25 protein-coding genes are annotated in these 26303 nt (G+C 72.3%); 10 read left to right on the top strand and 15 right to left on the bottom strand.

All coding sequences use genetic code 11. The annotated features are described in order from the left end of the window. Window positions 1-50 precede the first annotated feature (50 nt). The 3 genes from K1X13_RS09325 to phoU are packed head-to-tail and all read right to left on the bottom strand — an operon-like array spanning window position 51 to window position 2465. Window positions 51-986: an L-lactate dehydrogenase gene (locus K1X13_RS09325; protein ID WP_221024825.1), complete on the bottom strand. Its 936-nt coding sequence runs from the start codon at window positions 984-986 to the stop codon at window positions 51-53. Continuing rightward, window positions 983-1759: a maleylpyruvate isomerase family mycothiol-dependent enzyme gene (locus K1X13_RS09320; RefSeq protein WP_221024824.1), complete on the bottom strand. Its 777-nt coding sequence runs from the start codon at window positions 1757-1759 to the stop codon at window positions 983-985. The genes K1X13_RS09325 and K1X13_RS09320 overlap by 4 nt, the downstream gene beginning before the upstream one ends. A 49-nt stretch (window positions 1760-1808) precedes the next feature. Beyond that, complete coding sequence (gene phoU / locus K1X13_RS09315; RefSeq protein ID WP_221024823.1) at window positions 1809-2465, bottom strand: phosphate signaling complex protein PhoU; 657 nt, start codon at window positions 2463-2465, stop codon at window positions 1809-1811. Window positions 2466-2598: 133 nt separating this feature from the next. Between phoU and K1X13_RS09310 the strand changes: the two genes are divergently transcribed. Beyond that, a complete protein-coding gene (locus K1X13_RS09310) occupies window positions 2599-3756 on the top strand; it encodes a sensor histidine kinase (RefSeq protein WP_221024822.1) in 1158 nt (385 codons plus the stop codon). Further along, window positions 3753-4430 carry a response regulator gene (locus tag K1X13_RS09305; protein ID WP_221024821.1) on the top strand — a complete coding sequence of 226 codons (678 nt, stop codon included), beginning with the start codon at window positions 3753-3755 and terminating at the stop codon, window positions 4428-4430. Before K1X13_RS09310 ends, K1X13_RS09305 begins: the two co-directional genes overlap by 4 nt. A gap of 175 nt (window positions 4431-4605) precedes the next feature. Here the strand turns inward: K1X13_RS09305 and K1X13_RS09300 are convergent, their stop codons facing one another. The 4 genes from K1X13_RS09300 to K1X13_RS09285 form a co-directional block, all read right to left on the bottom strand. Then, window positions 4606-5175 (bottom strand): type III secretion system chaperone family protein, encoded by a 570-nt coding sequence (locus tag K1X13_RS09300; protein WP_221024820.1) that lies wholly within the window; start codon window positions 5173-5175, stop codon window positions 4606-4608. Further along, window positions 5172-6479 (bottom strand): D-inositol-3-phosphate glycosyltransferase, encoded by a 1308-nt coding sequence (mshA, locus tag K1X13_RS09295; RefSeq protein WP_225914923.1) that lies wholly within the window; start codon window positions 6477-6479, stop codon window positions 5172-5174. Before mshA ends, K1X13_RS09300 begins: the two co-directional genes overlap by 4 nt. Before the next feature lie 45 nt (window positions 6480-6524). After that, on the bottom strand, window positions 6525-9248 hold the full coding sequence (locus tag K1X13_RS09290; protein WP_221024819.1) for an AMP-binding protein: 2724 nt from the start codon (window positions 9246-9248) through the stop codon (window positions 6525-6527). A gap of 181 nt (window positions 9249-9429) precedes the next feature. Further along, complete coding sequence (locus K1X13_RS09285) at window positions 9430-9855, bottom strand: hypothetical protein (RefSeq protein WP_221024818.1); 426 nt, start codon at window positions 9853-9855, stop codon at window positions 9430-9432. Window positions 9856-9951: 96 nt separating this feature from the next. Between K1X13_RS09285 and K1X13_RS09280 the strand changes: the two genes are divergently transcribed. Beyond that, the gene (locus K1X13_RS09280; protein WP_221024817.1) at window positions 9952-10701 is read left to right on the top strand and encodes an SDR family oxidoreductase; all 750 of its coding nucleotides are present in this window, start codon (window positions 9952-9954) and stop codon (window positions 10699-10701) included. An 11-nt stretch (window positions 10702-10712) separates the two neighbouring features. Here the strand turns inward: K1X13_RS09280 and K1X13_RS09275 are convergent, their stop codons facing one another. The 3 genes from K1X13_RS09275 to K1X13_RS09265 form a co-directional block, all read right to left on the bottom strand. Then, window positions 10713-12095 (bottom strand): protealysin inhibitor emfourin, encoded by a 1383-nt coding sequence (locus K1X13_RS09275; RefSeq protein ID WP_221024816.1) that lies wholly within the window; start codon window positions 12093-12095, stop codon window positions 10713-10715. Between the two features lie 139 nt (window positions 12096-12234). Then, a complete protein-coding gene (locus tag K1X13_RS09270; protein ID WP_221024815.1) occupies window positions 12235-13131 on the bottom strand; it encodes a mechanosensitive ion channel family protein in 897 nt (298 codons plus the stop codon). Window positions 13132-13250: 119 nt separating this feature from the next. Then, window positions 13251-14099 carry an enoyl-CoA hydratase gene (locus K1X13_RS09265; RefSeq protein WP_225914922.1) on the bottom strand — a complete coding sequence of 283 codons (849 nt, stop codon included), beginning with the start codon at window positions 14097-14099 and terminating at the stop codon, window positions 13251-13253. A 108-nt stretch (window positions 14100-14207) separates the two neighbouring features. On the opposite strand from K1X13_RS09265, the gene K1X13_RS09260 reads away from it, so the two are divergent. Next, a complete protein-coding gene (locus K1X13_RS09260) occupies window positions 14208-14357 on the top strand; it encodes a hypothetical protein (protein WP_221024814.1) in 150 nt (49 codons plus the stop codon). Between the two features lie 6 nt (window positions 14358-14363). On the opposite strand, the gene K1X13_RS09255 is transcribed toward K1X13_RS09260, so the two are convergent. Together K1X13_RS09255 and K1X13_RS09250 are read right to left on the bottom strand one after the other, a co-directional pair. Continuing rightward, window positions 14364-15152, bottom strand: coding sequence for an SIR2 family NAD-dependent protein deacylase (locus tag K1X13_RS09255; protein WP_308249471.1), 789 nt, complete (start codon window positions 15150-15152; stop codon window positions 14364-14366). Then, window positions 15149-16126 (bottom strand): aldo/keto reductase, encoded by a 978-nt coding sequence (locus K1X13_RS09250; protein ID WP_221024813.1) that lies wholly within the window; start codon window positions 16124-16126, stop codon window positions 15149-15151. The genes K1X13_RS09255 and K1X13_RS09250 overlap by 4 nt, the downstream gene beginning before the upstream one ends. Window positions 16127-16347: 221 nt before the next feature. Between K1X13_RS09250 and typA the strand changes: the two genes are divergently transcribed. From typA to K1X13_RS09230, 4 genes are all read left to right on the top strand, one after another. Then, window positions 16348-18222: a translational GTPase TypA gene (gene typA / locus K1X13_RS09245; RefSeq protein WP_221024812.1), complete on the top strand. Its 1875-nt coding sequence runs from the start codon at window positions 16348-16350 to the stop codon at window positions 18220-18222. A gap of 182 nt (window positions 18223-18404) precedes the next feature. After that, a complete protein-coding gene (locus K1X13_RS09240; RefSeq protein ID WP_221024811.1) occupies window positions 18405-18983 on the top strand; it encodes a DUF6318 family protein in 579 nt (192 codons plus the stop codon). Continuing rightward, window positions 18983-19861: a PKD domain-containing protein gene (locus K1X13_RS09235; protein ID WP_221024810.1), complete on the top strand. Its 879-nt coding sequence runs from the start codon at window positions 18983-18985 to the stop codon at window positions 19859-19861. Before K1X13_RS09240 ends, K1X13_RS09235 begins: the two co-directional genes overlap by 1 nt. 12 nt (window positions 19862-19873) lie before the next feature. Continuing rightward, the gene (locus K1X13_RS09230) at window positions 19874-21436 is read left to right on the top strand and encodes an acyl--CoA ligase family protein (protein ID WP_221024809.1); all 1563 of its coding nucleotides are present in this window, start codon (window positions 19874-19876) and stop codon (window positions 21434-21436) included. 4 nt (window positions 21437-21440) lie between these two features. Here K1X13_RS09230 and K1X13_RS09225 read toward each other — a convergent pair whose 3' ends face one another. Both K1X13_RS09225 and K1X13_RS09220 read right to left on the bottom strand, forming a co-directional pair. Continuing rightward, window positions 21441-22340, bottom strand: a complete 900-nt coding sequence (locus tag K1X13_RS09225) for a type IV toxin-antitoxin system AbiEi family antitoxin (protein WP_221024808.1) — start codon at window positions 22338-22340, stop codon at window positions 21441-21443. 145 nt (window positions 22341-22485) lie between these two features. Next, window positions 22486-23070, bottom strand: a complete 585-nt coding sequence (locus tag K1X13_RS09220; RefSeq protein ID WP_308249470.1) for a TetR/AcrR family transcriptional regulator — start codon at window positions 23068-23070, stop codon at window positions 22486-22488. 64 nt (window positions 23071-23134) lie between these two features. On the opposite strand from K1X13_RS09220, the gene K1X13_RS09215 reads away from it, so the two are divergent. Both K1X13_RS09215 and K1X13_RS09210 read left to right on the top strand, forming a co-directional pair. After that, on the top strand, window positions 23135-24313 hold the full coding sequence (locus tag K1X13_RS09215) for an acyl-CoA dehydrogenase family protein (RefSeq protein WP_221024807.1): 1179 nt from the start codon (window positions 23135-23137) through the stop codon (window positions 24311-24313). Next, window positions 24313-25071 carry an SDR family NAD(P)-dependent oxidoreductase gene (locus K1X13_RS09210; protein WP_221024806.1) on the top strand — a complete coding sequence of 253 codons (759 nt, stop codon included), beginning with the start codon at window positions 24313-24315 and terminating at the stop codon, window positions 25069-25071. Before K1X13_RS09215 ends, K1X13_RS09210 begins: the two co-directional genes overlap by 1 nt. 88 nt (window positions 25072-25159) lie before the next feature. Here K1X13_RS09210 and K1X13_RS09205 read toward each other — a convergent pair whose 3' ends face one another. Continuing rightward, window positions 25160-26155: a hypothetical protein gene (locus K1X13_RS09205; RefSeq protein ID WP_221024805.1), complete on the bottom strand. Its 996-nt coding sequence runs from the start codon at window positions 26153-26155 to the stop codon at window positions 25160-25162. Window positions 26156-26303 lie beyond the last annotated feature (148 nt).

Here is a 26303-nt window from a genome sequence, read left to right as displayed (position 1 = left end):
TGGGCCCGTACGACGCACGTGAACGGTTGTGGCCCGCCGGACGCGGCAGGTCAGAGGCCGAGGGCTCGCGCGACGCCGCGCACCTGGTCCGCTGACGCGCGCAGGCCGCCGAGCTCGGCGTCGGACATCGGTACGTCGAGGATCCGCTCCACGCCGTTGCGGTTCACCACGCACGGCACGGAGAGGCACACGTCGCTGATCCCCTTGTAGTCCTCGAGGTAGGTGCTCACGGGAAGCACCCGGCTCTCGTCGTGCAGGACCGCCTCGACGATGCGCGTGACGGCGAGCCCGACGGCGTACCAGGTGGCGCCCTTGCCCTCGATGATCTCGTAGGCGGCGTTCACGACCTGGTCGAAGATCTCCCGCTTGCCGGTCTCGTCGAGCGCGACGCCGCTGGCGCCGACGTACTCGTCGATGGGGACCATGCCGATGTTCGCGCGGGACCAGATCGCGATCTCGGAGTCGCCGTGCTCCCCGAGCACGTAGCCGTGGACGTTCTGCACGGCGACCCCGGCGTGCTGCGCGAGCAGGTACCGGAACCGCGAGGAGTCCAGGACGGTCCCGGAGCCGAAAACCCGGCTCGGTGGGAGGCCGCTGGCCTTGAGCGCGGCGTAGGTGACCACGTCGCACGGGTTGGTGACGACGAGGTGCAGCGCGTCGGGCGCGACGCTCATGCACTGCTTCATCAGCGACTGCATCATCGCGACGTTGGTGGCGGCGAGGTCCATCCGGGTCTGGCCCGGCCTCTGCTTCGCGCCGGCGGTGGTGACGATGACGTCGGAGTCGCGGAGCACCTCGATGTCGTCGCTGCCGATGACCGAGGCGACCGGCGTGAACTGCAGGCCGTGGTTGAGGTCGAGCACCTCGGCCCGGGTCTTCTTCGGGTCGATGTCGTAGATCGCGATCGTCTGCGCGACGCCGCGGATCTGGCAGGCGTAGGCGATGGTCGCGCCGACCGACCCCGCTCCCACGAGTCCGATCTTCATGCGGTCAGCCTGCTCTCGAGGAAGGCGGCGATCCGGTCCCGGTTCCCGACGTAGGACACCCCGGGGTGGTCGGCGGGGGCGCGCTTCCACAGCAGCCGGAGCAGGTCGACGGCGTTCCCCTCGACGAGGTCGGCGCCGGGCTCGCTGCGCACCGCGACGAACGGCGGGCCGTCGTGGCGCGGGGTGAGCGTCCAGACGTGGTCGGTGTCGAGCGTGCGGATCGTCAGCGGGGCGGTCAGCTCGGCGACGTACCCGCGCCGGCGCATCCGCGGGAGGAACACCTCGAGCACCTCGGCGACACCGTCGGTGCACAGGTCGGGGCGCAGCAGGTCGTCGACCGCGAACCCGTTGGCCTGGGCCAGGTCGACCAGGTGGACCAGCGTCTCGTGGGTCTGCCGCCGGGCCCAGAACGCCTTGGTGGTGTGGACGCCGGCGAAGTTCCAGCAGTCCTCGGTGAGGTCGGCCGCGCGCAGCACCTCGTACAGGTCCTCCGCCTTGCCGGCGTACCACGCGCTCGCCACCCGCGGCTGGTGGAAGGCGGGCTCGTCGTTCTGGGTGGGGGCGCTGCGGCCGGTCTCCACGATGGTCGCCGCCCAGGCATGCGTGTTGCCGAGGTGGACGAGCAGGTCGTACGTCGACCAGCCGGGGCAGGCCGGGACGGACGCCGCGAGGTCGCTCGCGGCGACGTCGACGGCGAACCGCTCCGCGGCCGTGGCGAACTCCTCGACGAGGTCGAGCGACGACGTCGAGGTGAGCTGCCCGGCGGATGCCATGCGTCCACTATGGCAAAGCGCCGGGCGGCCCGTGGCCATCTCGAAAGGCTCAGGCGTCGAGCATGTGCGGGTTCTGGCCGGTGACCAGGTACACCACCCGGCGTGCGAGCGAGACCGCGTGGTCGGCGATGCGCTCGTAGTAGCGGCCGAGCAGGGCGATGTCGACGGCCGGCTCGACGCCGTGCTCCCAGTCGTCGCCGAGCATCTTCCGGAACGACGAGCTGCGCAGCGAGTCCATCTCCTCGTCGGCCTGCTCGAGCGCGTAGGCGGCGTCGACGTCGCGCTCGGCGATGATGTCGGCGACCTTGCCGACCATGTCCTGGGCCACCTCGGCCATCCGCGCGATGGTCGGCACCATCGCCTCGGGGACGGCGGTGCCGGGCACGCGCAGCCGCGCCACCTTGGCGACGTGGACGGACAGGTCGCCCATCCGCTCGAGGTCGGCGACCATCCGCAGCGCGGCGACGAGCATGCGCAGGTCCCCGGCCACGGGCTGCTGGAGCGCGAGCAGCTCGAAGCTCCTCTCCTCGATCCGTTCGCGCTCGGCGTCGATCTCGGCGTCGCGGGAGATGACGTCCTCCGCCACCTCCGCGTCGCCCTCGAGCAGGGCCTGGGACGCGCGCCGTACGGCGCTTTGGACCTGGTGGGTCATCGTCACGAGCTCGTCGATGATCCCGTCCAGCTGGTCGTAGTACACATCACGCATGCCCCCACCGTAGTAAGTACGGGTGTCCAGTTGGGGATGCGCCATGAACTAGAGGTGAACAGATGCCGAAACTGGCCGGTCGCGGCGTCCTGCGTGGACGAACGGGGGGTGAGCGTCTGCGTACGATCAGCGTGTGGACCAGACGACCCAGGCCCTCCTCTTCGCGCTGCTCGGTGCGGTGCTCGGAGGTGGCGTCGTGCTCGCGTGGCGGATCAGCGAGGACCAGCAGCGGCGGATCGCCGAGCACTCCTCCCCTGCCGTTCCGGCGGGCGTGGCGACCGTGCTCAGCGTGCTGCGCAGCAGCGCCCTGGTCGTCGACGAGAACGACGAGGTGCTCAAGGCCTCCGCGCCGGCGTACGCCCTCGGCCTGGTCCGCGACAACGCCCTCGCGGTCGAGGAGCTCGCCGAGCTGGTCCGGCAGGTACGGCGCGACGGGCAGATCCGCGAGACCGAGTTCGTGCTGTCGCGGGGCCGGATGTCGCAGCCGATCCACGTCACCGCGCGGGTCGCGCCGCTGAGCTCGCGGCTGGTCCTGGCGCTCGTCGAGGACCGCACCCGCGAGCGCCGTGTCGAGGCGATCCGGCGGGACTTCGTCGCGAACGTCTCCCACGAGCTGAAGACCCCGGTCGGCGCGATCAACCTGCTCGCCGAGGCGGTGCTGGAGGCGTCCGGCGACCCCGAGGCCGTCGAGCGGTTCGCCGGACGGATGCAGACCGAGAGCGAGCGGCTGTCCCGGCTCGTCCAGCAGATCATCGAGCTGTCCCGGCTGCAGGGCGACGACCCGCTCGAGGAGCCCGCGGCGGTCAAGGTCGACGAGATCATCGAGCGGGCGGTCGACACCTCCGCGATCGACGCGCAGGCCAAGCAGATCAAGGTCGTGCACGACGGCGAGCCCGGGCTCGAGGTGCTGGGCAGCGCCGGCCAGATCGCGGTCGCGGTCGGCAACCTGGTCGCCAACGCGATCGCCTACTCCCCCGAGCGCTCGAAAGTCGTGGTCGGCGCGAAGGAGGCCGACATGATGGTGGAGATCACCGTCACCGACCAGGGCATCGGCATCCCCGCCGGCGAGCTCGACCGGATCTTCGAACGGTTCTACCGGGTCGACCCGGCCCGCCACCGCTCCACCGGGGGCACCGGCCTCGGGCTCTCCATCGTCAAGCACGTCGCGGCGTCGCACGGCGGTGAGGTCCGGGTCTGGTCCGTCGAGGGACAGGGGTCCTCGTTCACCCTCTCCCTCCCCCGTCGTACCCACCATGAACGTCCCACCACGAGCCAGGAGGCCACCCCTTGACCCGCGTACTCGTCGTCGAGGATGAAGAGAGCTACAGCGACGCACTCGCCTACATGCTCCGCAAGGAAGGGTTCGAGGTCGGGATCGCCGCCACCGGTCCGGATGCGATCGCCGAGTTCGACCGGGCGGGTGCGGACATCGTGCTGCTCGACCTGATGCTGCCCGGGATGCCGGGGACCGAGGTGTGCCGGCAGATCCGGCAGTCGTCGAACGTCCCGGTGATCATGGTCAGCGCCAAGGACAGCGAGGTGGACAAGGTGGTCGGGCTCGAGCTCGGCGCCGACGACTACGTCACCAAGCCCTACAGCCCGCGCGAGCTCGTGGCCCGGATCCGGGCGGTGCTGCGGCGCGGCATCGAGCCGGACCTGGCGCCGCCGACGCTCGAGGCCGGGCCGGTGCGGATGGACGTCGAACGGCACGTCGTCTCGGTCGGTGGCACGGACACCAAGCTGCCGCTGAAGGAGTTCGAGCTGCTCGAGATGTTCCTGCGGAACACGGGGCGGGTGCTGACCCGCGGCCAGCTCATCGACCGGGTCTGGGGCTCGGACTACGTGGGCGACACGAAGACGCTCGACGTGCACGTGAAGCGGCTGCGGGCGAAGATCGAGCCGGACCCGGCGCAGCCGACCTACCTCGTCACGGTGCGCGGCCTCGGCTACAAGTTCGAGGTCTGACCCCCACCCCCGTTGAGAGGTCAGTCGTGCGGCGTTGAGAGGTCAGTCGTGCGCCGTTGAGAGGTCAGTCGTGCGGCCGCCGTACGGCGTCAGCGGCCGTCGCCACCGCCCGGACCGGAACGACTGACGCCTCGACGCCTCACGAGTGACGCTTGAACGCCGAACGAGTGACCTCTCAACGGGGGGTGGAGGGGGACGCGGGCGAGGGGTCCTCGTCCTTCTCGAGCCAGCCGCGGAAGGCCTCGAGGTTCTTCGTGGACTCCCCGCGCGCCTTGCGCCAGGCCCACTCCTTGCGGATCGACGTCGCGAACCCGAGCTCGAGGATCGTGTTGAACGACTCGTCGGCGTAGGACAGCACCGCGCCGAGCAGCCGGTCCATCTCCTCCGGCGTCACCGAGGACAGCGGCAGCCGACCGTCGAGGTAGATGTCGCCCATGTGGTCCACGGCGAAGGCGACGCCGTACATCTTGAGGTTCCGCTCGAGCAGCCAGCGGTAGACGCGTTCGTGGTTCTCGTCGGGTCGGCGGGCGACGAACGCGTGCACCCCGAGCGCGTGTGAGCCGACGTCGAAGCGGCACGGCGTCTGCAGCTTCTTCTCGCCGGGGAGGACGACGGTGAAGACCCCGTCCTCGATCTCCTTCCACTCCAGCTCGTGGGCGTCGAACACCTCGCGGAGGGTCTGCGCCGCCTCCGCGCGGTCGGTCCCGCGGCCTTCGGTGCCCGTGCGCCCTGCGGCCTCGGTCATGCCCGGCTCCCCTCGAGGTCTAGCCGCATCGCCGTGCTGGCCTGCCGGTACACGTCGAGCGTGCGGTCGGCGGTGCGCTCCCAGGCGAAGCTCGCGGCCTGCTCGACCGCGCCGCGGGACAGCCGCGCGCGGTAGGCCGGGGCGCCGAGCACCCGCTCGATCGACCGGGCGTAGTCGGCGGGGTCGTGCCCCTCGACGAGCAGGCCGGACACGCCGTCGCGGACCACGGTCGGCAGCCCGCCCACGGCCGCGGCCACGACCGGGGTGCCGGTGGCCTGTGCCTCCACGGCGACCAGGCCGAACGACTCGTTGTACGACGGCACCACGACCACGCTCGCCGCGGCGTACCAGTCGACCAGCGTGGACTGCGCGACCGGCGGCACGAAGCGCACCACGTCGTCGAGGCCGAGGGCGGCGGCGAGCTGCGCGAGCGACTCGGGGTGCTCGAGGCCGGTGCCGGAGGGGCCGCCGACCACGGGGACCACCAGGTTGCGGCGCAGGGACGGGTCGCGCTCGAGCAGCACCGACACCGCGTGCAGCAGCACGTCGGGAGCCTTGAGCGGCTGGATGCGCCCGGCGAACATCACCACGTGCGCGTCGGCGGGCAGCCCGAGCCGGCCCCGCGCCGCGGCCTGGCCGACCGGCCGGAACACGTCGAGGTCCACGCCCGGGTGCACCACCTCGACCCTCGTCGGGTCGGCGTCGTACAGGTTGACCAGCTGCTTGGCCTCGATGTCGGTGTTCGCGATGAGCATGTCGGAGGCCTCGACCACCTGCTCCTCGCCGATCACCCGCGCCATCGGCTCGGGGGTGTCCCCGATCGCGAGCGCGGCGTTCTTGACCTTCGCCATCGTGTGCATCGAGTGCGCGAGCGGCACGCTCCACCGGTCGCGCACGAGCGCGCCGACCTGGCCGGAGAGCCAGTAGTGGCTGTGCACGAGGTCGTACCAGCCCTGCTCGTGACCGGCCTCGGCGCGCAGCACCTCCCGCGCGAACGTGCACAGCTGACCGGGCAGCTCACTCTTGCTCAGCCCCTCGAACGGGCCGGCGTGGACGTGGTGCACGTGGACACCGGGCACGGCCTCGACGACCGGCGGCAGGTGCGAGGACGTGGCACGCGTGTAGATCTCCACCGCGACGTTGCGGGCGGCGAGGCGCTTGGCCAGCTCGATCACGTAGACGTTCATCCCGCCGGCGTCGCCCGTGCCGGGCTGGTCGAGCGGGGACGTGTGCAGGCTGATCATGGCGACCCGGCCGTGAAGCGGGCGCGGCGCGTGCATGGGTGCGGCTTCCAAGATGGGCATACCTCCGACGGTGCAACCATCGGTGAGAGGTTCTTATTTCACCGACTACCCGGTTACCCGGTTCCGGACCGGCTCAATCGGCCCCGGCGTACGGCGCCGTGCCGCCCGGCGTACGGCACCCGCCCGGCGGCGGAGCAGCCCACGGGCGCGGCCCAGGTACGGCGCCAGCCGGTCCGTCGCGCGCTCGGCCACCTGCCAGAGCACGATCCCGCCGAGCAGGGCGAGGACCGTGGCGAGCAGCGGGAACCGGTCCTCGAGGTGCGGGTAGATCTGCCAGTGCGCGAGGTAGATGTAGAGGGACGCGCTCGCCAGCACCCCCGCCGCACGGGCGGCCCAGGCCGGCACCCGCAGGGCACGGACCCACACCAGCGCGAGCAGGCCGGCCGCGACCAGGGCGTCGCGGGCGGGGTCGTCGAAGAACCCGGGGACGGTCACCAGCACGGACGCCGAGACCAGCACGCGCTGCCAGGGTGCGGTCGCCTTGACCGTGGCCCAGCCCAGCGCGAACAGCCAGAACGCCACGTTCGCGCGGTGGATGACGTCGCCGCCCATCACGGTGACGACCTCGTACCGGGTGAGCAGCCCGAGCCCGGCCAGCATCATCGGCAGCCAGAACGGCCAGCGGCGCTCGGCGCGGTCGACCAGCGGCAGCGCCATCATCAGGGTCAGGGCGAGCAGCGTGTAGACGAGCGCCTCGATGAACCAGTAGTGCCACGCGGGCTCGGTCCACGCCCGCGGGCCGAGCACCCCGTTGAGCAGCAGCGGGTTGGTCCACGAGTACCCGGGCGTGAACGCGGCGACCAGGCCGATCCAGACCGCCGACGGCACGGCCACCCGGGCGACGCTCGTGCGCAGGTGCCGCACCCGGTCGCGTCGCGGCGCCGTGGTCAGGTGGAAGCGGCCGAAGTTGAACCCGGCCACCCCGAGCAGCACGTGCGCGCCGCCGAGCAGCACGAACAGGTTGGCGTGCGAGCCCACGATCATCACGATCGCCAGGGCGCGGAGCGCGACGTTGGCCTCCAGCGAGCGGAGCCGTCCGGCGCGACCCGACAGCCGTCGGCCGACCGGGCCCAGGAGCCCGGTCCGACGGCCCGGTCCGGGACCGGCGGCCCGAGCATCCGCCGCGGCCCGCGCGTCCGCCGCGGCCCGCGCCAGCTCCCCGATCGGCGTGACGTGCCAGCCGGCGGGGAGGTGACCGAGGGCCTCCTCCAGCCGGAGCGACATCTCCACGTAGGACAGCGAGTCGCCCTCGAGGGTCACGAACGTGTCGTCGTCGGCGACCTCGGAGCGGTTCAGCACGCCGCCGTACAGCGCGCGGAGACCGGCCGCGTCGGCGCCCGCCGAGGAGCCCGGGCTCGCGGCAGTCGGCGGGCGGTGCGCCGCGAGCGCCACGATGCCGCGGTGGTCGGGCTTGCCGTTGGGCAGCCGCGGTACCTCGGGCACCGCGCACAGCTCGACGGCGCCCCGCGGCAGCCCGAAGTGCGCCTTCGCGATCGCCGCGACCCGGTCGGGGTCGACCGGGGCGGCCTGCGTGGACACGGCCAGGACCAGCCGGTCGTCGCCGTCGGCGCAGCAGGCCACGACGCCCTCGTCGGCGTACACCCGCTCCACCTCGTCGAGGTCGATCCGCAGCCCGAACACCTTCGCGAACCGGCTGCGCCGGCCGATCACCTCGTACAGGCCGTCGGCGGTACGACGGGCGACGTCGCCGGTCCGCAGCGAGGCGACCACCCGTCCGAGCGCGAGGTCGGCCGGCGTCTCGGCGTACCCGAGCATCACGTTGGGCCCGTCGTACACGAGCTCGCCGACGTCCACGGCACCGTCGCGCGCGAGCGGCATCTCCGGCAGCGGCTCGAGGCTGAACGAGCCGCCGGGAACGGGGACGCCGATCGCGGACGGCGACCGGAGTGCGAGGTCGGGCGGCAGGTAGGCCATCCGCGCGGTGGCCTCGGTCTGCCCGTACATCACGAACAGGTCCCAGCCGCGCCGCCGGCCGAGCTCGGCGTAGCGGCGCACCCGCCCCGGCGCGAGCCGGCCGCCGGCCTGGGTGACGTAGCGCAGCGAGGGCAGGTCCATGTCCGCGAAGCCGACCCGGTCGAGCATGTCGAAGGTGTACGGCACGCCGGCCAGGGTCGTGGCCCGGTGGGTGCGGAACTGCTCCCAGAAGCAGGCGTCGACCACCGACAGCGAGGTGAGCAGCAGGGAGGCGCCCGCGAGGAGGTGGCTGTTGATCACCGAGAGCCCGTAGCAGTAGTGCATGGGCAGCGTGGTCGCCGCGACGTCCTCGGGTCGGATCCCGAGGTAGCTCGCGATCGCGGCCGCGTTGGCCTCGACGTTCTCCGCGGACAGCCGGACCAGCTTCGGGGACCCGGTGGACCCGGACGTGGAGAGCAGCAGCGCCAGCGACGGGTGCAGCTCGTGGGCGGTGCCGTCACGCCGCTCGACCAGGCCGGCGGCGTCGTGGACCACGTCGGGGTCGTAGGCGTCCCGGACGGCGGCGAGGTTCCCGGGGTTGTCGCCGGGCACGAGGATCACCGGGTGGCCGGCGGAGAGGGCGGCGAGGTAGGTGACGATCGGGTCGACCTCGTTGGCGCCCGCGACCAGGACGAGCCGGCGGGTGGGGCCGAGCCGGTCGGCGACGTCGGCGACCCGCGCGGCGAGCTCGGAGTAGGTGACCGTGCCCGCGGGGGTCACGAGCGCGGCCCGGTCACCGTGGGAGGCCAGCCGGGCGACGAAGGGCACCGAGAGGTCGGCCTGCACGGGTCGCACCGGCCGAGCATATTAGGCAAGGCTTACCTATGCCAAAGTGAGCTCGGGCACGAGCGCCGAGCGGCGGGACCGGTCCAGGCCACCTGCGCACCGGACCCGGGCGCCCGCCGGCAGCGCCCTCGGCCGCTGCGACGACTCGGGCGCCCGCCGACAGCGCCCCTCCCCCCGCGCGACGCGGGTGTCAGCGGGCGGCGCGCGCTCCGCGGCTCCCGCGGTCGGCGCGGCGACCGCGCACCGGGGCGGGCTCGACCGGAGCCGCGGACCGGCCCCGACGCAGGCCGAGGGCCCCGCTCGCGAGCGCGAGGAGCGCGCCGACCAGCGCGGACAGGTACTCGGCCCCGAGAGCGTCGGCGACCAGGGTCCAGACCATCGCCACCAGCACCGGGGTCGCCACGGACACCAGCGCCCGCAGCCAGACCGGGGCGGTCGCGACGAGCGCGTACCCGGCCGCCCCCAGGGACACCACCAGCGCAGCGGCGCCGAACCAGACCAGGAGGCCGGCCGGACCGGCCTCGACGGTGGTGTCGCCCCACGCCAGCAGGGCAGCCACCGACCAGCTCACGCCGCCCACCAGGGCAGCCAGGGACGCGACTCTGCTCGGGTTCATGGGGAGCAGTGTGCCCCTTCCACCCCGTCCTCGGTCAACGAGTCCCGGTTCACACCGCTCTGGGCGACCTTGGCGCGCGGTGGGAGAATCGGCGCCATGCCATCGAACAAGGTCGCCGTCGTCACCGGAGCCAGCAGCGGGATCGGTGAGGCCACCGCCCGCCGCCTCGCCGCCGAGGGGTTCCACGTGTTCTGCGCCGCGAGGCGTGCGGACCGGGTCGAGGCGCTCGCCTCGGAGATCGGGGGTACGGCGGTGCGCTGCGACGTGACCTCGACCGAGGACGTGGCCGCGCTCGCGGAGCGGGTCGGCGAGCGGCTCGACGTGCTCGTCAACAACGCCGGCGGCGCCGTCGGGTCAGACCCCGTGGCGCAGGCCGACCCCCAGGACTGGCGGGCGATGTACGAGGTCAACGTCATCGGCGTGCTGAACGTGACCAAGGCGCTGCTCCCCGCGCTCGTCGCCAGCGGCGCCGGCACCATCGTCAACGTCGGCTCGACCGCCGGGCGGATCGCCTACGAGGGCGGCGCCGGCTACACCGCCGCGAAGCACGGCACCCAGGTGGTGACCGAGACGCTGCGCCTCGAGCTCTACGACCAGCCGGTGCGGGTCAGCGAGATCGCGCCGGGCATGGTGAAGACCGAGGAGTTCTCGCTCAAGCGTTTCGGCGGTGACCAGGAGAAGTACGACGCGGTCTACGCCGGTGTCGCCGAGCCGCTGGTCGCCGAGGACATCGCCGACGCGATCGGCTGGGTGGTCACCCGGCCGCCGCACGTGAACGTCGACGAGCTGGTGATCCGCCCGCGCGCCCAGGCCGCGCAGCACAAGGTGCACCGCGTCTTCGACTGAAACCCGGTCGCTCAGAGGTCGTCGAGCACCAGCGCGGCCAGCCGGGACAGGTCCGGGGTGAGGTCCTGCTCGGGCACCCGGACCACGGCGTGCCCGACGGCGAACGAGTAGACGTACCGGTCCGGCTGCGGCGGGCTCGGGCGCACCGCACCGAGGTCGATCCGGGAGACCAGCGCACGCACCTCCGCCGCCCGCGGGTCCTCCCCGGTCGTGGACACCGCGGCGTGCACGGTCCGCCCGGCGAACCCTCCGGAGCGGGTCACCTCGACGACCTCCTCCGCACCGGCCTCGCCACCCGCAGCGCCGACGCCACCCTCGGCCCCGGCACCAGCGGGGGCGCCGGCCGCTCCCCCGGCGGCCGCAGGCTCCAGCACACCGACCTCCACCCAGGCCCGCCCCACCACGTCGCGCAGCCCGCGGTCGTCGCCGGCGGCCGCGACGGTGGCACGGGCGAACTCCGCGAACCCGGCGTCCGGGCCGACCGCGGACGAGGTGAGCGCGTCGAACCAGAGTCGGCCGGCCCGCTCCCAGGAGTACCCGCCGAGTCGGGTCGCGACGAGGTGGAAGGCACGGTTGGGGATGCCGGAGTTGAGGTGCACCCCGCCGTTGTCCTCTGTGGTGTCGACGTACGACGCCATGTGGCCGACCTGGGGGTCACGGCCGATCACCGGGTCCTCGTAGGCGGTGCCGGGGGCGGCCATGGACCGCAGCCCGCGCGCCGCCACAACGGGCAGGAACAGCCCCTCGCCGATCAGCCAGTCGGCCTCCGCGGCGGTCTGCCCCCGCAGCCGCTGCTTGACGCAGGCGGCGAAGACGTCCGACATGGACTCGTTCAGCGCACCGGGCTCGCCCCGGTAGGCGAGCCCTGCGGTGTACTGGGTGACCGCGTGCACGAACTCGTGCGCGAGGACCTCGACCGGCTTCGTGAAGCGGTCGAAGACCCGCCCGTCGCCGTCGCCGAGCACGAGCTGGCGGCCGTCCCAGAAGGCGTTGTCGTAGTTGCGCTCGTAGTGCACGGTCGCGATGACCGGCGCGCCCCTGCCGTCGTAGGAGGTGCGGCCGAACACCTCGGCGAACAGCGCCACCGACGCCTCGACGCCGGCGTAGGCCTCGTCGACCGCGGCGTCACCGGAGACCGGCTCCCCCGCCGAGCGCACCGGGGATCCCGGCAGCTCGGAGCCGTTGGCCGCGGTGTGGACCGTCCAGGCGTCCTCCTCCGCGAGTGTCACCCTCTGCGGGACGCCCTCGACCATCGGCGGCGGGGTGAGCCTCCGCGACCGCAGCCCCTCGTCGACGGCGAGCGTGGCGTGGCCGCAGCGGGCCAGGTCGGCGTCGACGTGGGCGGACGCGATCGCGTCGAGGAGGTACGGGGGGACGAAGTGACAGCTGCTCATGCTCCACACCTATCGTTCGACACCGACAAACCGGGCGGGCCCGTCGACCGCGATCGGCCGCCCCGCAGCACAGCGGCCGCACACAACACAGACGGAGGCGCCCCGGACGAACCGGGACGCCTCCATCATGGCCGAACGCTCAGTAGCGCTGGTCGGGGTTGCCCTCCGGCGCGGACCACTGCTGGGTCCGGGCCGGGTCGTCGTACCCGGGGTCGGTCGACCCGTAGGTCGAGCTCGAGCCGTACGTCGAGCCGGAGCCGGAGGTCGAGCCCGAGCCGTAGCCCGCGTCGTACGACGAGCCGCCGGCCGACGCGCGCACGGAGTGCGCGTCCTGCTCGGCGCGGTCACGACCGGTCGCGAAGTCGTGCTTGACCTGGTCCTTGTGCTCCTGGCCCTTGCGGTAGGCGTCCTCGAGCATGCGCTGGGCGACCGGACGGCCACCGAGACCGAAGGCGAGCGCCAGGCCGAGGGCGAGGGCGCCCATGGTCGCGGCGAACGCGATGCGGACGATCTCCTCGGCGATCTTCAGCTGCTCGAGGATCATGAACATGGCGATCACCATGACCAGTGCCGGGAGGATCGAGGCGACGATCTTGCCGGTGGGGGTGTCGCCCATGACCCGGGTGACACCGGCGGCGACCGCGCCCGCGAGGACGGCGGCGACCACGAAGATCACGATCGCGGCGATGATGTTCGGCAGGTAGGCGAGGACGTCGTTCATGAAGACGGTGAGCGCCGGGATGCCGAGCGCCCCGACCGCGGTGAAGACGAAGAACGCGAGGATCAGCCAGAACACCACGCGGCCGATGCCCCGGGACGGCTTCGCACCGGCCATGACCATCTCGACGTAGCGGTTGGCGTCCGACTCGTGCAGCTTGCGGTCCAGGCCGGCCTTCTCGAGCAGCTTCTGCACTGCCTTGCCGACGATCTTGGCGACGACGTACCCGATGACGATGAGCAGGATGAAGCCGAGAAGGTTCGGGAGGAACCCGAAGAACCCTTCCCATGCCCGGTTGAAGCTTGCTCCGATGTCCATGTGTGCTCCTGACGTGCTGAGTGGCGCTCAGCCTGCCTGCTGAAGCTGAACAGCCCGGACGTACCCGGCGCCCCCCGCAGCAAACACCCTGTCCCGGTGGCCTCAGCGGGCCTCAGGAGTCACAGGCGCCCGAACCGGGGCTTCTCCTTCGCCAGGAAGGCGCGCACGCCCTCCCGGAAGTCCGCGCTGCCGTAGACCTTGTCGAGCCGGACCAGGTCGTCGGCCGGCGACGCCTCGATCGCGTCGGAGCGGCGCAGCAGCTGCTCCTTCGTCGCGGCGAGGGTGAGCGGCGCGGCGGCCTCGATCCCGTCGACGACCCGGTCCACCTCGGCGTTGAGCTCCTCGGAGGGGAGCACCGCCATCACCGCGCCGACGGCGTACGCCCGCTCGGCGGTGACCAGCCGTGAGGTCAGCAGCATCTCCCGGGTCAGCGACTCGCCGAAGACCGCGGCGCAGCGGTAGACGATGAACGCCGACAGGGCGTTGCCGAGGGTGCGCGCGATCGGGTAGCCGAACCGCGACCCCTCGGAGCAGACCCGCAGGTCGCAGTGCGTGGCCACCGCCAGTCCGCCGCCCACGCAGATCCCGTCGACCGCGGCGAGGGTCACCTGCGGCAGCTCGGCGACCGCCCGCAGCACCCGGCCGACCTTCGCCTCGTAGGCGACCCCGTCGGCGCCCTCGGTCAGCGAGACGAACTCCGAGATCTCGTTGCCGGCCGCGAAGGCGCGCCCGCCCGCGCCGCGGAAGACGACGGTGCGGACGTCAGGGCGGTCCGCGAGCCCCGCGCACACCGCAAGCAACGCCTCGTAGGTGGCGCTGGTGAAGGCGTTGTGCCGTTCCGGCCGGTTGAAGACGACCTCGAGCCTCGAGCCGGTACGGCGCAGCAGCACGGCGCCGTCCGCCAGGTGCCGCTCGCCGTGCTCCTCGAGCAGGTCCGCCTCGTCCGTGCCGTCCACGCGCTCCGTCATGGCCGAGAGGCTACGAGCGCACCGACGGGCTGGCCCGGCCGGGTCATGCCCACGCCGTCACCGCGCGCGTACCGTCGTGGGCACAGCATCTTTCGGGGAGGCGGGCACATGTGGTGGTTCCTGGTGGCCGTGGCCTTCGTCCTGGTGCTGGCGCTCCTCGAGTGGAGGTCGTGGCGTCGCCCGGTGGGCCGCCACCTGGAGGGGTACGAGAGCGGCCAGGACCACGACCGTCACCTGACCGGCGGCGTCGACCTCTGAGCGTGCTCACGCGGTGAGGGCCGCCTCGACGGCGGCCGGCAGCACGTCGCCCGCGCGCCCGCGGACCACGACGTCGGCGATGCGGTCGAGCGGCGTGGGCTCGTCGTTGACGATCGCCAGCCGGGCGCCGTGGCGCACCGCGGCCACCGGGACGTCCGCGGCGGGGTACACCTGGAGCGACGAGCCGACCGCGACCACCCGGTCGGAGCCGGCCGCGAGCGCGAGCGCCTCCTCGACGACGCCCGGGAACAGCAGCTGCCCGAACGACACCGTCGCCGACTTCACCAGGCCCCCGCACTCCGGGCACGGCGGGTCGGCGACGCCGGCGTCGACCTGCGCGAAGGCCCAGGTGTACGGCGCCGTGAAGCCGCAGCCCGCGGGGGCGCCCCGTCGCGGCGCGTGGCCGATGCACATCACGGTGCGCGCGGTGCCGTGGATCTCCACCACGTGCGTGGAGCCGGCCGCCTGGTGCAGGCCGTCGATGTTCTGGGTGACCACGGCCCCGCCGCGACCGGACTCCTCGATCCGGGCGAGGGCGCGGTGGGCCGCGTTGGGCTCCACGGCGAGCGCGAAGAACTCCCGCCGCATCGCCCACGAGCTCGCGCGGACCTCCGCCGAGTCGACGTACCGGTCGAAGGTGAAGTCGCGCGGGTCGTACCGGGTCCACACGCCGCTGGGCGAGCGGAAGTCCGGGATCCCCGACTCCGTGGAGATGCCCGCGCCGGTGAACGCGGTGACCCGGGACGACCCCGCGATGAGCGAGGCGAGCGCCTCCACCTCGGCGGCGGGGCTCACCGGAACCCGGCCACCGGCTGCGTGACGTAGGGCTCTTCGAGCCGCGCGACCTCGTCCTCGGTCAGCTCGAGGTCCAGCGCCGCCACCGCGTCGGTGAGGTGCTTCGGCGTGCGCGCCCCGACGATCGGCGCGCAGACGACCGGCTTGGACGCGACCCAGGCCAGCGCGACCTGGGCCCGGGAGACCCCGCGGGCCTCGGCGATCGTGGCCACCTGCTCGACGACCTGCTTGTCGCCGGAGGAGGCGTAGAGCCGCTTGCCGAACTCGTCGGTCTCCGAGCGGGCGGTCGACTCGTCCCAGTCGCGGGTCAGCCTTCCGCGCGCGAGCGGGCTCCACGGCAGCACCGCGACGTCCTGGTCCTCGCAGAGCGGGTGCATCTCCCGCTCCTCCTCGCGGTGCAGCAGGTTGTAGTGGTCCTGCATCGACACGAACCGGGTCCAGCCGTTGAGGTCGGCGAGGTAGAGGGCCTTGGAGAACTGCCAGGCGTACATCGACGACGCCCCGAGGTAGCGCGCCTTGCCGGCCTTCACCACGTCGTGCAGCGCCTCGAGCGTCTCCTCGATCGGCGTGGTCGGGTCCCAGCGGTGGATCTGGTACAGATCGACGTAGTCGGTGCCGAGCCGGCGCAGGCTGTTGTCGATCTCGGCCATGATCGCCTTGCGCGACAGGCCGGCGCCGTTCGGACGGCCCGCGTTCATCGCCCCGTGCACCTTGGTCGCGATCACCACCTCGTCGCGGCGCGTGTGCTGCTTCAGCGCCCGTCCGACGATCTCCTCGCTCGACCCGTCGGAGTAGACGTTGGCGGTGTCGAAGAAGTTGATGCCGAGGTCCACGGCCTGCTTGAGCAGCGGCAGGCTCTCCTCCTCGGACAGCGTCCAGGCGTGGGTGCCGCGGGCGGGGTCGCCGTAGGTCATGCAGCCAAGGCTGAGCCGGGAGACCTCGAGGCCGGTGCGGCCGAGCTTCACGTAGTCCATGCGTCCCATCCTGCAGCAGGCCCGGTCGGCCGCCGCCGTACCACGGGAGGAGCGGGCGCCGTACGACGGGCGGGCGGCCGCCGTACGACGATTCGGCCCGGACCGTCTCCGCCGATAGACTCCGGGGGTCTCTCTGCAACGTCATCCCTCTGTGGCTGCGACCGCGGCCAGAGCGCACGACCTCCGCAGACCTCAACTCGAAAGCGAACAACGGCACCCGTATGTCCGAGAAGATCTCCCGCAAGGACCTCAGGAACGTCGCCATCGTGGCGCACGTCGACCACGGCAAGACGACCCTCGTGGACGCGATGCTGCACCAGGCCGGCGCTTTCGGCGAGCACCAGCACGTCGACGAGCGCGCCATGGACTCCGGTGAGCTCGAGCGCGAGAAGGGCATCACGATCCTCGCCAAGAACACCGCCGTGCACTACAAGGGCCCGGCGGCCGAGGGCGAGGAGATGGTCATCAACATCATCGACACCCCCGGCCACGCCGACTTCGGTGGCGAGGTCGAGCGCGGCCTGTCGATGGTCGACGGCATCGTGCTGCTCGTGGACGCCTCCGAGGGCCCGCTGCCGCAGACCCGGTTCGTCCTCCGCAAGGCGCTGAACCGCAACATGCCGGTGGTCCTCGTGGTGAACAAGGTCGACCGCCCCGACTCGCGGATCACCGAGGTCGTCGACGAGACCTACGAGCTGTTCATGGACCTGCTCGACGAGTCGCACAGCCAGGACGCGCTCGACTTCCCGGTCGTCTACGCGTCGGCGAAGGCCGGCCGCGCATCGGTGGAGATGCCCGAGAACGGCGGCCTCCCCGACAAGGAGGACCTCGAGGACCTCTTCAAGACGATCATCGACACGATCCCCGCGCCGCAGTACACCGAGGGCGCCCCGCTCCAGGCCCACGTCACCAACCTCGACGCCAGCCCGTTCCTGGGCCGGCTCGCGCTGGTCCGCGTGCACGAGGGCGAGCTGAAGAAGGGCAAGACCGTCGCCTGGATGAAGCGCGACGGGTCGACCCAGAACGTGAAGATCACCGAGCTGCTCGTCACCGAGGCGCTCGAGCGCAAGCCCGGCGAGCAGGCCGGCCCCGGCGACATCGTCGCGATCGCGGGCATCCCCGAGATCATGATCGGCGAGACCCTCGCGGACGCCGAGAGCCCGGTCGCGCTGCCGCTGATCACCGTCGACGAGCCGGCCATCTCGATGACGATCGGCACCAACACCTCCCCCCTGGCCGGCCGGGTCAAGGGCTCGAAGGTCACCGCGCGCCTGGTCAAGGACCGCCTGGACCGCGAGCTCATCGGCAACGTGTCGATCAAGGTCGTCCCGACCGAGCGTCCCGACGCCTGGGAGGTCCAGGGCCGTGGCGAGCTGGCGCTGGCGATCCTCGTCGAGCAGATGCGGCGCGAGGGCTACGAGCTCACCGTCGGCAAGCCGCAGGTGGTCACCCGGGAGATCAACGGCAAGCTGCACGAGCCCGTCGAGCGGCTGACCATCGACGCGCCCGAGGAGTACCTCGGCACGATCACCCAGCTCCTCGCCGTCCGCAAGGGCCGCATGGAGCAGATGACCAACCACGGCACCGGCTGGGTCCGCATGGAGTTCCTGGTCCCCGCCCGCGGCCTGATCGGCTTCCGCACCGAGTTCCTCACCGACACCCGCGGCACCGGCATCGCGCACCACGTGTTCGAGGGCTACGAGCCGTGGGCCGGCGAGCTGCGTACCCGCGCCTCCGGCTCGCTCGTCGCGGACCGCACCGGTGCGGCCACGTCGTACGCGATGACCAGCCTCCAGGAGCGCGGCGTGCTCTTCGTGGAGCCCACCACCGAGGTGTACGAGGGCATGATCGTCGGCGAGAACTCCCGCGCCGACGACATGGACGTCAACATCACCAAGGAGAAGAAGCAGACCAACGTGCGGTCGAACGCCGACGAGTTCGAGAAGCTCGTGCCGCCGCGCAAGCTCTCCCTCGAGCAGTCGCTGGAGTTCTGCCGCGAGGACGAGTGCGTCGAGGTCACCCCCGACGCGATCCGGATCCGCAAGGTGATCCTGGACGCCAACACCCGCGGCCGCGCCGCCCGCGGCCGCAAGTAGCCGGCGCGACCCGCGGCGACCGCGCTCGCCGTACCCGCACCCCCAGCACCGCCACCGAGAGGCCGGGCCCACCACGGGCCCGGCCTCTCGGCGCGTGACCGCCCGCGTCCGGGCTCGTTATAGTGGCGGCGGCGTCGTGACAGATGCCGCGTAGCTCTCGGACCATCACAAGGGGGACCTCTGTGTCCATCAGAGGCAGTCTGGCCGCGGCCACCGTGCTGGTGAGCGCGCTCCCACTGAGCGGCTGCTCGGACGACAGCTCCGCCACCGAGTCCTCGGAGACCCCGGCGAGCCCCACGGCGTCGGCCTCCCCGGACCTCCCCGACGACGCGATGAGCACCGAGCCGGCCCGCCCGAAGGACAAGAAGACCCCCGAGAGCGCGGTCGAGTTCGGCCGGCACGTCGTGGAGTCGGTCTGGTACGCCAACCAGCAGGGCGACGCCTCGTCGCTGATGGCCCTCGACGACGACGAGAGCTGCACCAACTGCGCCTCCATCCAGGACTCGATCGAGGAGACCGCGGCCAAGGGCCACCGGCAGCTGCTCGCGAGCGACGTCGAGATCACCGGCGCCACGCTCCTGGACCGGTCCACGGACACCTGGGTCGCCGGCATCGCCTTCACCCGCCCGAAGCTCACCGAGTACGACGAGGCCGGGAAGTCGGTCGGCTCGGTGGGGCCCGAGGATCTCTTCATGGAGATCGGCATGCAGTGGCGGGGCAGCCACTGGGAGATCTTCAACCTCAGGTACGCGGAGAACTGATGAGAGTCCTGGCAGCCACCCTGCTCCTGTCCGCGACCGCCTTCTTCGGCACCGCGGCCCCCGCCCTCGCCGACGGGCACATCGACATCGGCGGGCAGAACACCGACAACGACGAGACCGTCATCGAGGGCACCTCCCCGGGCGGGCCCCAGGGCGGCAGCAACGGCGGCGGCACCCAGCCGGTGGGCAACACCGACTACACGCCGCAGCCGTGGACCCAGGAGCGGATGGTCCCCGCCTGCCAGACCAACAGCCCCTCCGAGTCCGACGACGCGCTGTGCATGGGCGCGCTGGCGGCCTGCCGGGCCGAGGGCGAGATCAACATGCGCGTCTACACGCGGCTGATGAGCGCGGAGGGCGTGCCCACCGAGCCGTGGCAGTACCAGGGCACCCGCTGTGTCGGCGGGGACACCGAGACCGGCGTCCAGGAGCCCGAGGTGACCACCGAGGACGTGGTGGAGCAGGCCAGGTCGCTCGCGCCGCCGTCGCAGATCGGGGTCGAGCCCGAGGGCGAGTCGTACGTCAACGTGCCGAACAACTTCTACGCCGACTCCGAGGCCCAGACGGTCACCGTCTCGGTCTTCGGCATCGCGATCCCGGTCAGCTACGCCCCCACCGACTTCACGTGGGACTTCGGCGACGGCGCGACCGGCAGCGGCCCCGGCGAGCAGGGGGCGAAGGTCGGCGCGCCGGGCGCGGTCGAGCACGCCTACGCGACCGGGGGCACCTACGAGGCGACCGTCACCACGACGTACTCCGTCTCGTTCACCCTCCCCGGCGGCAACCAGGTGACCGTGCCCGGCGAGGTCAGCGCGACCTCCGACCCGGTGCCGCTGCAGGTGGGCGAGATCCAGGCCGTCGTCTCCGACGTGCGCTGACCCGGGCCGGCCATGGCCGCGTACACCTTCGCCCCGCTGACCCCGACGTCGTTCCTGGCGCGCTCCGCCACCGTGTTCCGTGACCGGGTGGCCGTCGTCGACGGCGACCGCACGTTCACCTACGCCGAGCTCCACGACCGCTCGCTGCGGCTCACCGGCGTGCTGGCCGGTCTCGGCGTCGGGCCCGGGGACCGGGTCGCGGCGCTGTGCACCAACAGCCACGTGATGCTCGAGATGCACCACGGGGTGCCGCTGCGCGGCGGGGTCCTGGTGCCGCTCAACATCCGGCTCTCGGTCGACGAGCTGACCTTCATCGTCGGGCACAGCGGCGCCACGGTCCTCGTCGCCACCCACGAGCTCGCGGACACCGCGCGGCAGGTGGCGGAGCGCTGCGGCGCACGTCTGGTCGTCGCCGGGGACGAGCAGGACGAGTACGGCGCCCTCCTCGACGCCGCGGAGCCGCAGCCGGAGGACCTCGCGGACGAGCGCGACCTGCTCGCGATCAACTACACGAGCGGGACGACCGGGTCGCCGAAGGGCGTGATGTACCACCACCGCGGTGCGTTCCTCCAGGCGCTGGCGATGGCCTTCCACACCCGGCTGACCAGCGACAGCCGGTACCTGTGGACGCTGCCGATGTTCCACTGCGACGGCTGGTGCTTCCCGTGGGCGGTGACCGCGGCCGGCGGCACGCACGTGTGCCTGCGCGCGGTGGACCCGGCCGAGATCTGGCGGCTGCTGCGCGGCGAGGGGGTCACCCACTACAGCGCCGCGCCGACCGTGCTCACGATGATCGCCAACGCGCCCGAGGCGGACGGCGACCCCCTCGACCACCAGGTCGACGTGACCACCGGCGGGGCGCCGCCGAGCCCGACCCTGCTGAGCCGGATGGCCGAGCTGAGGATGCGGGTCACCCACCTCTACGGGCTCACCGAGACGTTCGGGCCGGTCGCGGTCAACGAGTGGCACTCGGAGTGGGACGCGCTGACCGGTGAGGAGAAGGCGGTGCTGCGCGCGCGGCAGGGGGTCGGCAACGTGGTGGCGCAGCCGCTGCGCGTGATCGACCTGGCCGGCGACGACGTACCCGCCGACGGCTCCACGATCGGGGAGATCGCGGCCCGCGGCAACGACGTGATGCTCGGCTACTACCGCGACGAGAAGGCGACCGCGGCCGTCGACGCGGGCGGCTGGTTCCGCACCGGGGACCTCGCGGTCATGCACCCGGACGGGTACGTCGAGATCCGCGACCGCAGCAAGGACATCATCATCTCCGGCGGGGAGAACATCGCCTCGGTCGAGGTGGAGCGGGCGATCGACAGCCACCCCGACGTCGTCGAGAGCGCCGTGGTCGGCCGGCCCGACGAGCGCTGGGGCGAGGTGCCGGTGGCGTACGTCGTCCTCCGGGAGGGTGCGACCGCCGACGCCGCGGCGATCATCGCGCACGTGCGGGAACGGCTCGCGTCGTTCAAGGCCCCGAAGGCCGTGGTGTTCGGCGACCTCCCGAAGACGTCGACCGGCAAGATCCAGAAGCACGTCCTGCGCCGGTCGGACGTGCAGTCGGGCCCCTCTGCCTGACGGCTCAGGCGGGGAGCCGGGTCGCGCGCACGTCGAGTGCACGTCCGAGCGGTCGTCCGTGAAGCAGCCCGACTGACGCCTCGAGCACGGCGGCCACGTAGCCGGGGTCGAACATCACGTGCTCCCAGGAGAAGCGGACCACCGTCCAGCCGTTGACCGCGAACGTGTTGTAGCGCTCGCAGTCGCGCTTCATCAGCCGCCGGGTGCCGTGGAACTCGAAGGACTCGGCCTCGACGACCAGACCGAGCGTGCGGTCGACGAGGTCGGGGCGGCCGATGCCGCGCACGCGCACCTGCGCCCGCACCTCCAGCCCGGGGACGTCGAGGGCGATCGCCCGTAGCACCGACTCGAACGGGTTGTCGGCGAGGCCGTCCGCATGCTCCGCCACGCGGAGGCAGCGAGCGCGGCGACGCACCGGCACCCGCTCGGCGGCCCGGAGCAGCTGCGCCCGGGACAGGTCGCCGGCGCGCAACGCCGAGTCCGCGATCGTCAGCGCCTCGTCGAAGGGCAGCCGGGCGGCGCAGTCCATCACCGTGCGCACGGGGTCGGTCGCGAGTCCGTCCACCTCGCGGGGGTCGAGGTCGAGGTAGAGCAGCCGCACCGACGTACGGCGCCCGGCCGCGACCTTCCTGTTGCGCGGCACCGCCACCGCGGGTGACACCGGCTGGTGCTTGACCTTCCAGCCGTGGTGCCGGGCCGCGCTGTCGAGGCACAGGACGCCACTGAGCCGGCTGGCCGCGCGGATCGCCTCGTCGGCGCCGGGAAGGGCGTACCGCCCTCGGGCGTCGCGGACGACCATGCCACGGGCCAGCGCCGTGCGCACCCGGGGGCGCGACGTCAGCCGCTGCAGGACACCGGCCTCGGCCACGCCACCGAGCCGCTCCAGGACCCGCTCGACCTTCACGGCCCCGACTCTGCTGCACCGGGCCGCGGCGAGCGACCGGCCGTCCACAGCCACTCGGACGGACACTCGACCCGGTCCGGCCGGCCGGTCACGCTCGACAGCCGGCCCGACCCCTGCCGAGTGCACGTCCGAGTGGCGGTCCGGTTCAGGCGAGGCCGGCCAGCACGAGGTCGGCGAGCTGCCGGTAGGCCTCGGCGTCCGCGAGCCCGGTGGCGGCCTCGATCTCACCGGTCTGGATCGCGCTCATCACCTGCGCCACGGCCGCACCCACGAAGCTCGCGTTGACCGGGCGCAGCGCCCCCGCTTCGACGCCTTCCACCACGAGCTGCTGCACCCGCTGGGCGGCGAAACCGGTGTTCGCCTGGTACACCTCGTTGGCCGGGGCGAACCCGGCGAGGTCGGTGTAGAACGCCTCGGAGGCCGGCTGCAGCTCGCTCGCGACCGCCTCGAGGTACGTCGCGAGGCGCAGGCCAGGTTCGTCGCACGCGGCCACCCGGGCCTCGACCCGCTCCGCGGCGTTCTTGAAGTAGGAGCGCACCGTCGCCACGACGATCTGCTCCTTGCTCGGGGCGACCAGGTACAACGTCGTACGCGAGCAGCGGAGCCTGGCCGCGAGCTCGCCGACGCCGAGCCCGGCGAACCCCTCGCGCAGGAACAGCTCCCGCAGCCCGGCCAGCAGCTCCTCACGGCGCAGGCGCGTCTTCTCGGGAAGCACGGGAGTACGGGGCACGGCATCGAGAGTACCAGCGGTGGTACTTTGGTACTCACTTCAGTACATCGCAGAGGACGGTTCCTTGCCAGCCACACGTGTCATGCCCACCCAGGAGGCCGCGGACCTCATCGGCCTCACCCGCGAGCTCGTCACCAAGGAGCTCGCTCCCCCGGTCGCCCGGGCCGAGGCCACCGAGACGTTCCCCCGCGACATCTTCCGCACGCTCGGGCGGGCCGGCCTGCTCAGCCTCCCCTACCCCGAGCAGTACGGCGGCGGGGGTCAGCCGTACGAGGTCTACCTGCAGGTCCTGGAGGAGATCGCCGCGGTGTGGTCCAGCGTGGGAGTGGGCGTGTCCGTGCACGCGCTGTCCTGCTTCGGCCTGTTCACCCGCGGCACCGAGGAGCAGAAACAGCGCTGGCTCCCCGACATGCTGAGCGGCGAGCTGCTCGGCGCCTACTGCCTGTCGGAGGCGCACGCGGGATCCGACCCCGCCGCGATGCGCACCACCGCGAAGCGCGACGGCGACGAGTACGTCCTCAACGGCGCCAAGGCGTGGACCACGCACGGCGGGCACGCCGACTTCTACAAGGTGATGGCCCGCACCAGCGACGACCGCAACGGCATCTCCTGCTTCCTGGTCCCGGCCGACGCACCCGGCCTGTACGCCGACCCGCCGGAGCGGAAGATGGGCCTCACCGGGTCCGCGACCGCCACCATGCGCTTCGAGGGCGTGCGCATCCCCGTCGAGCGACGTCTCGGCGCGGAGGGCGAGGGCCTGAAGATCGCGCTCGAGGGGCTCGACTCGGGTCGTCTCGGCATCGCCGCGGTCGCCACCGGCCTGGCCCAGGGCGCGCTCGACACCGCGATCGCCTACGCCAAGGAGCGCGAGACCTTCGGCAAGCCGATCATCGAGCACCAGGGGCTCGCCTTCGTGCTCGCCGACATGGAGGCCGCCGTACAGTCCGCCCGGGCCACCACGCTCGCCGCTGCCCGCCGCCGCGACCAGGGGCTGCCGTTCAGCCGCGAGGCCAGCGTCGCGAAGCTGGTCGCCACCGACAACGCGATGAAGGTGACCACCGACGCCGTCCAGGTCCTCGGCGGCTACGGTTACACGCGCGACTTCCCCGTCGAGCGCTACATGCGCGAGGCCAAGGTCATGCAGATCTTCGAGGGCACCAACCAGATCCAGCGCATGGTGATCGGCCGCGCGCTGTCGAAGGACGACCGGGGCACGGTCTCGGTCACGAAGGAGAACAGCTGATGCAGCTCGTCAACACCGCCGCCATCGTCACCGGCGGCGCCTCCGGCCTCGGTGCGGCCACCGCCGCCGCCCTGGTCAAGCAGGGCGCGAGGGTCTTCGCGTTCGACCTGCCGCAGGCCGTCGAGGCCGCACCCGCGGTCGACGGCGTGGAGTACGTCGCGACCGACGTGACCGACGAGGAGCAGGTCCGCGCGGCCGTCGCCACCGCCGCCGGCTCGGGAGCGCCGCTGCGCACGGTCGTCAACTGCGCCGGCATCGGCCCGTCGATGCGGATCCTCGGCAAGAAGGGCGTCCACGACCTCGCCTTCTACGCCAAGGTGGTCCAGGTCAACCTGGTCGGCTCGTTCAACGTGCTCGCGCTCGCCTCGGAGAAGATCGCCGAGACCGAGGCCGACGAGCAGGGCCAGCGGGGCGTCATCATCAACACCGCCTCGATCGCGGCGTACGACGGGCAGGTCGGCCAGGCCGCGTACGCCTCGTCCAAGGGCGGGATCGTCGGCCTCACCCTGCCCGCCGCGCGGGACCTCGCGCAGTACGGCATCCGGGTGTGCACGATCGCCCCCGGCATCGTCGAGACTCCGATGCTCGCCACGGTCAGCGAGGAGTTCCGTGCCGCGCTGGCGGCCGGGATCCCGTTCCCGCAGCGGCTCGGCCGCCCCGACGAGTACGCCCAGCTCGCGCTCGCGATCATCGACCACGACTACCTCAACGGCGAGGTCATCCGGATGGACGGCGCGCTGCGCATGGCGCCGCGCTGACCCACTCCCCGGACGCGCACGACGGCGGGGGCCGTGGTTGCCCACGACCCCCGCCGTCTCCCTGTCAGTCGCGCTGTCAGTCGCGCTGTCAGTCCCGCCTGAGCCTGCGCTGCATCAGCAACGTCGCGGCACCGGCGAGCACCATCAGCAGTCCACCGACTCCGGCGACACCCATCGCGTTGCTCGACCCGGCGGCCGGGAGGACACCCTGCGCAGGGAGAACCTGTGCCGGCGGCCTCGGCAGCTCGACGCCCAGGACCTCACCCGGGGGCGGAGGCTGCTCGACCTCGCCCGGAGCGGGCGGCTGCTCCTCACCCGGCGGGGGCTGCTCCTCCTCACCCGGCGGCTGCTCCTCACCCGGCGGCGGCTGCTCCTCACCCGGCGGGGGCTGCTCCTCACCCGGAGGCGGCTGCTCCTCCTCTTCCTCTTCCTCGCAGGTGGTGTGGGCCGGGTTGCCCTTGCCGACACCCTTGTTCTTGTCGCACTCGTACCCCTTGTTGTGGTCCTTGCCGTTGGGCAGCTGACCCTTGGGGTTCTTGTTGTCGGCCTTGCCGACGCAGCCGGCGCAGGGCTTGCCGACGGCCTTGCCGTCCCCGTTGCCGTTCTCCGACTCCGACCCGTCGCGGGTCGAGCAGTACGGACCGTCGGGGCACTGGCCGTTGGCGCCGCCGTCGTTCGCGTCGGCGTTGCTGATCGGCTGCGGCTCGTCCTCGTCACCGGAGGTGCCGTTGGAGCTGCCACCGCCGTTGCTGCTGTCGCTGCTGCCGCTGTCGCTGGCGCCGCTGTCGTCGCTCTTGGAGCCACCCGCCTTGCCGTCGGACTTCTCGGCCGCGGTGTCACTCCCCCCTCCGTTGGAGTCCGACCCAGCCTCGGAAGCGGTCTCCGCCTGCTTGACCGCCCCGCTGGACTCCTCGGACTTTCCTGTGTCGCTCTCTGAATTCGAGGCGTCCTCGGAGGCAGCTGCCGCTTCGTCCTGTCCCTTGCCGTTGCCGGGGTCCGCGTACGACGGACTCACAGCACCGAGCGTGAACAGGACCACCGCGAGCGAGGCTGCGACCGAAATTGGGCGCGCTCGACCAAGCATGGGTCTCACCATGACGATTCCTTCTTCCCCCGCCGGCGCCCCCAGCGCCGACTCGAATGTGACGTGTGCCGGATTGGGGATACCTGTACCGGCTCAGGTCTCGGACGCTACGCCGGTTTTGGAGGGGTGGTGAACCCCTCTACTGAGG

The organism is Nocardioides jiangsuensis, assembly GCF_019679455.1.
Lineage (GTDB): Bacteria > Actinomycetota > Actinomycetes > Propionibacteriales > Nocardioidaceae > Nocardioides_C > Nocardioides_C jiangsuensis.
This window is presented reverse-complemented; position numbering and strand designations above follow the sequence as displayed.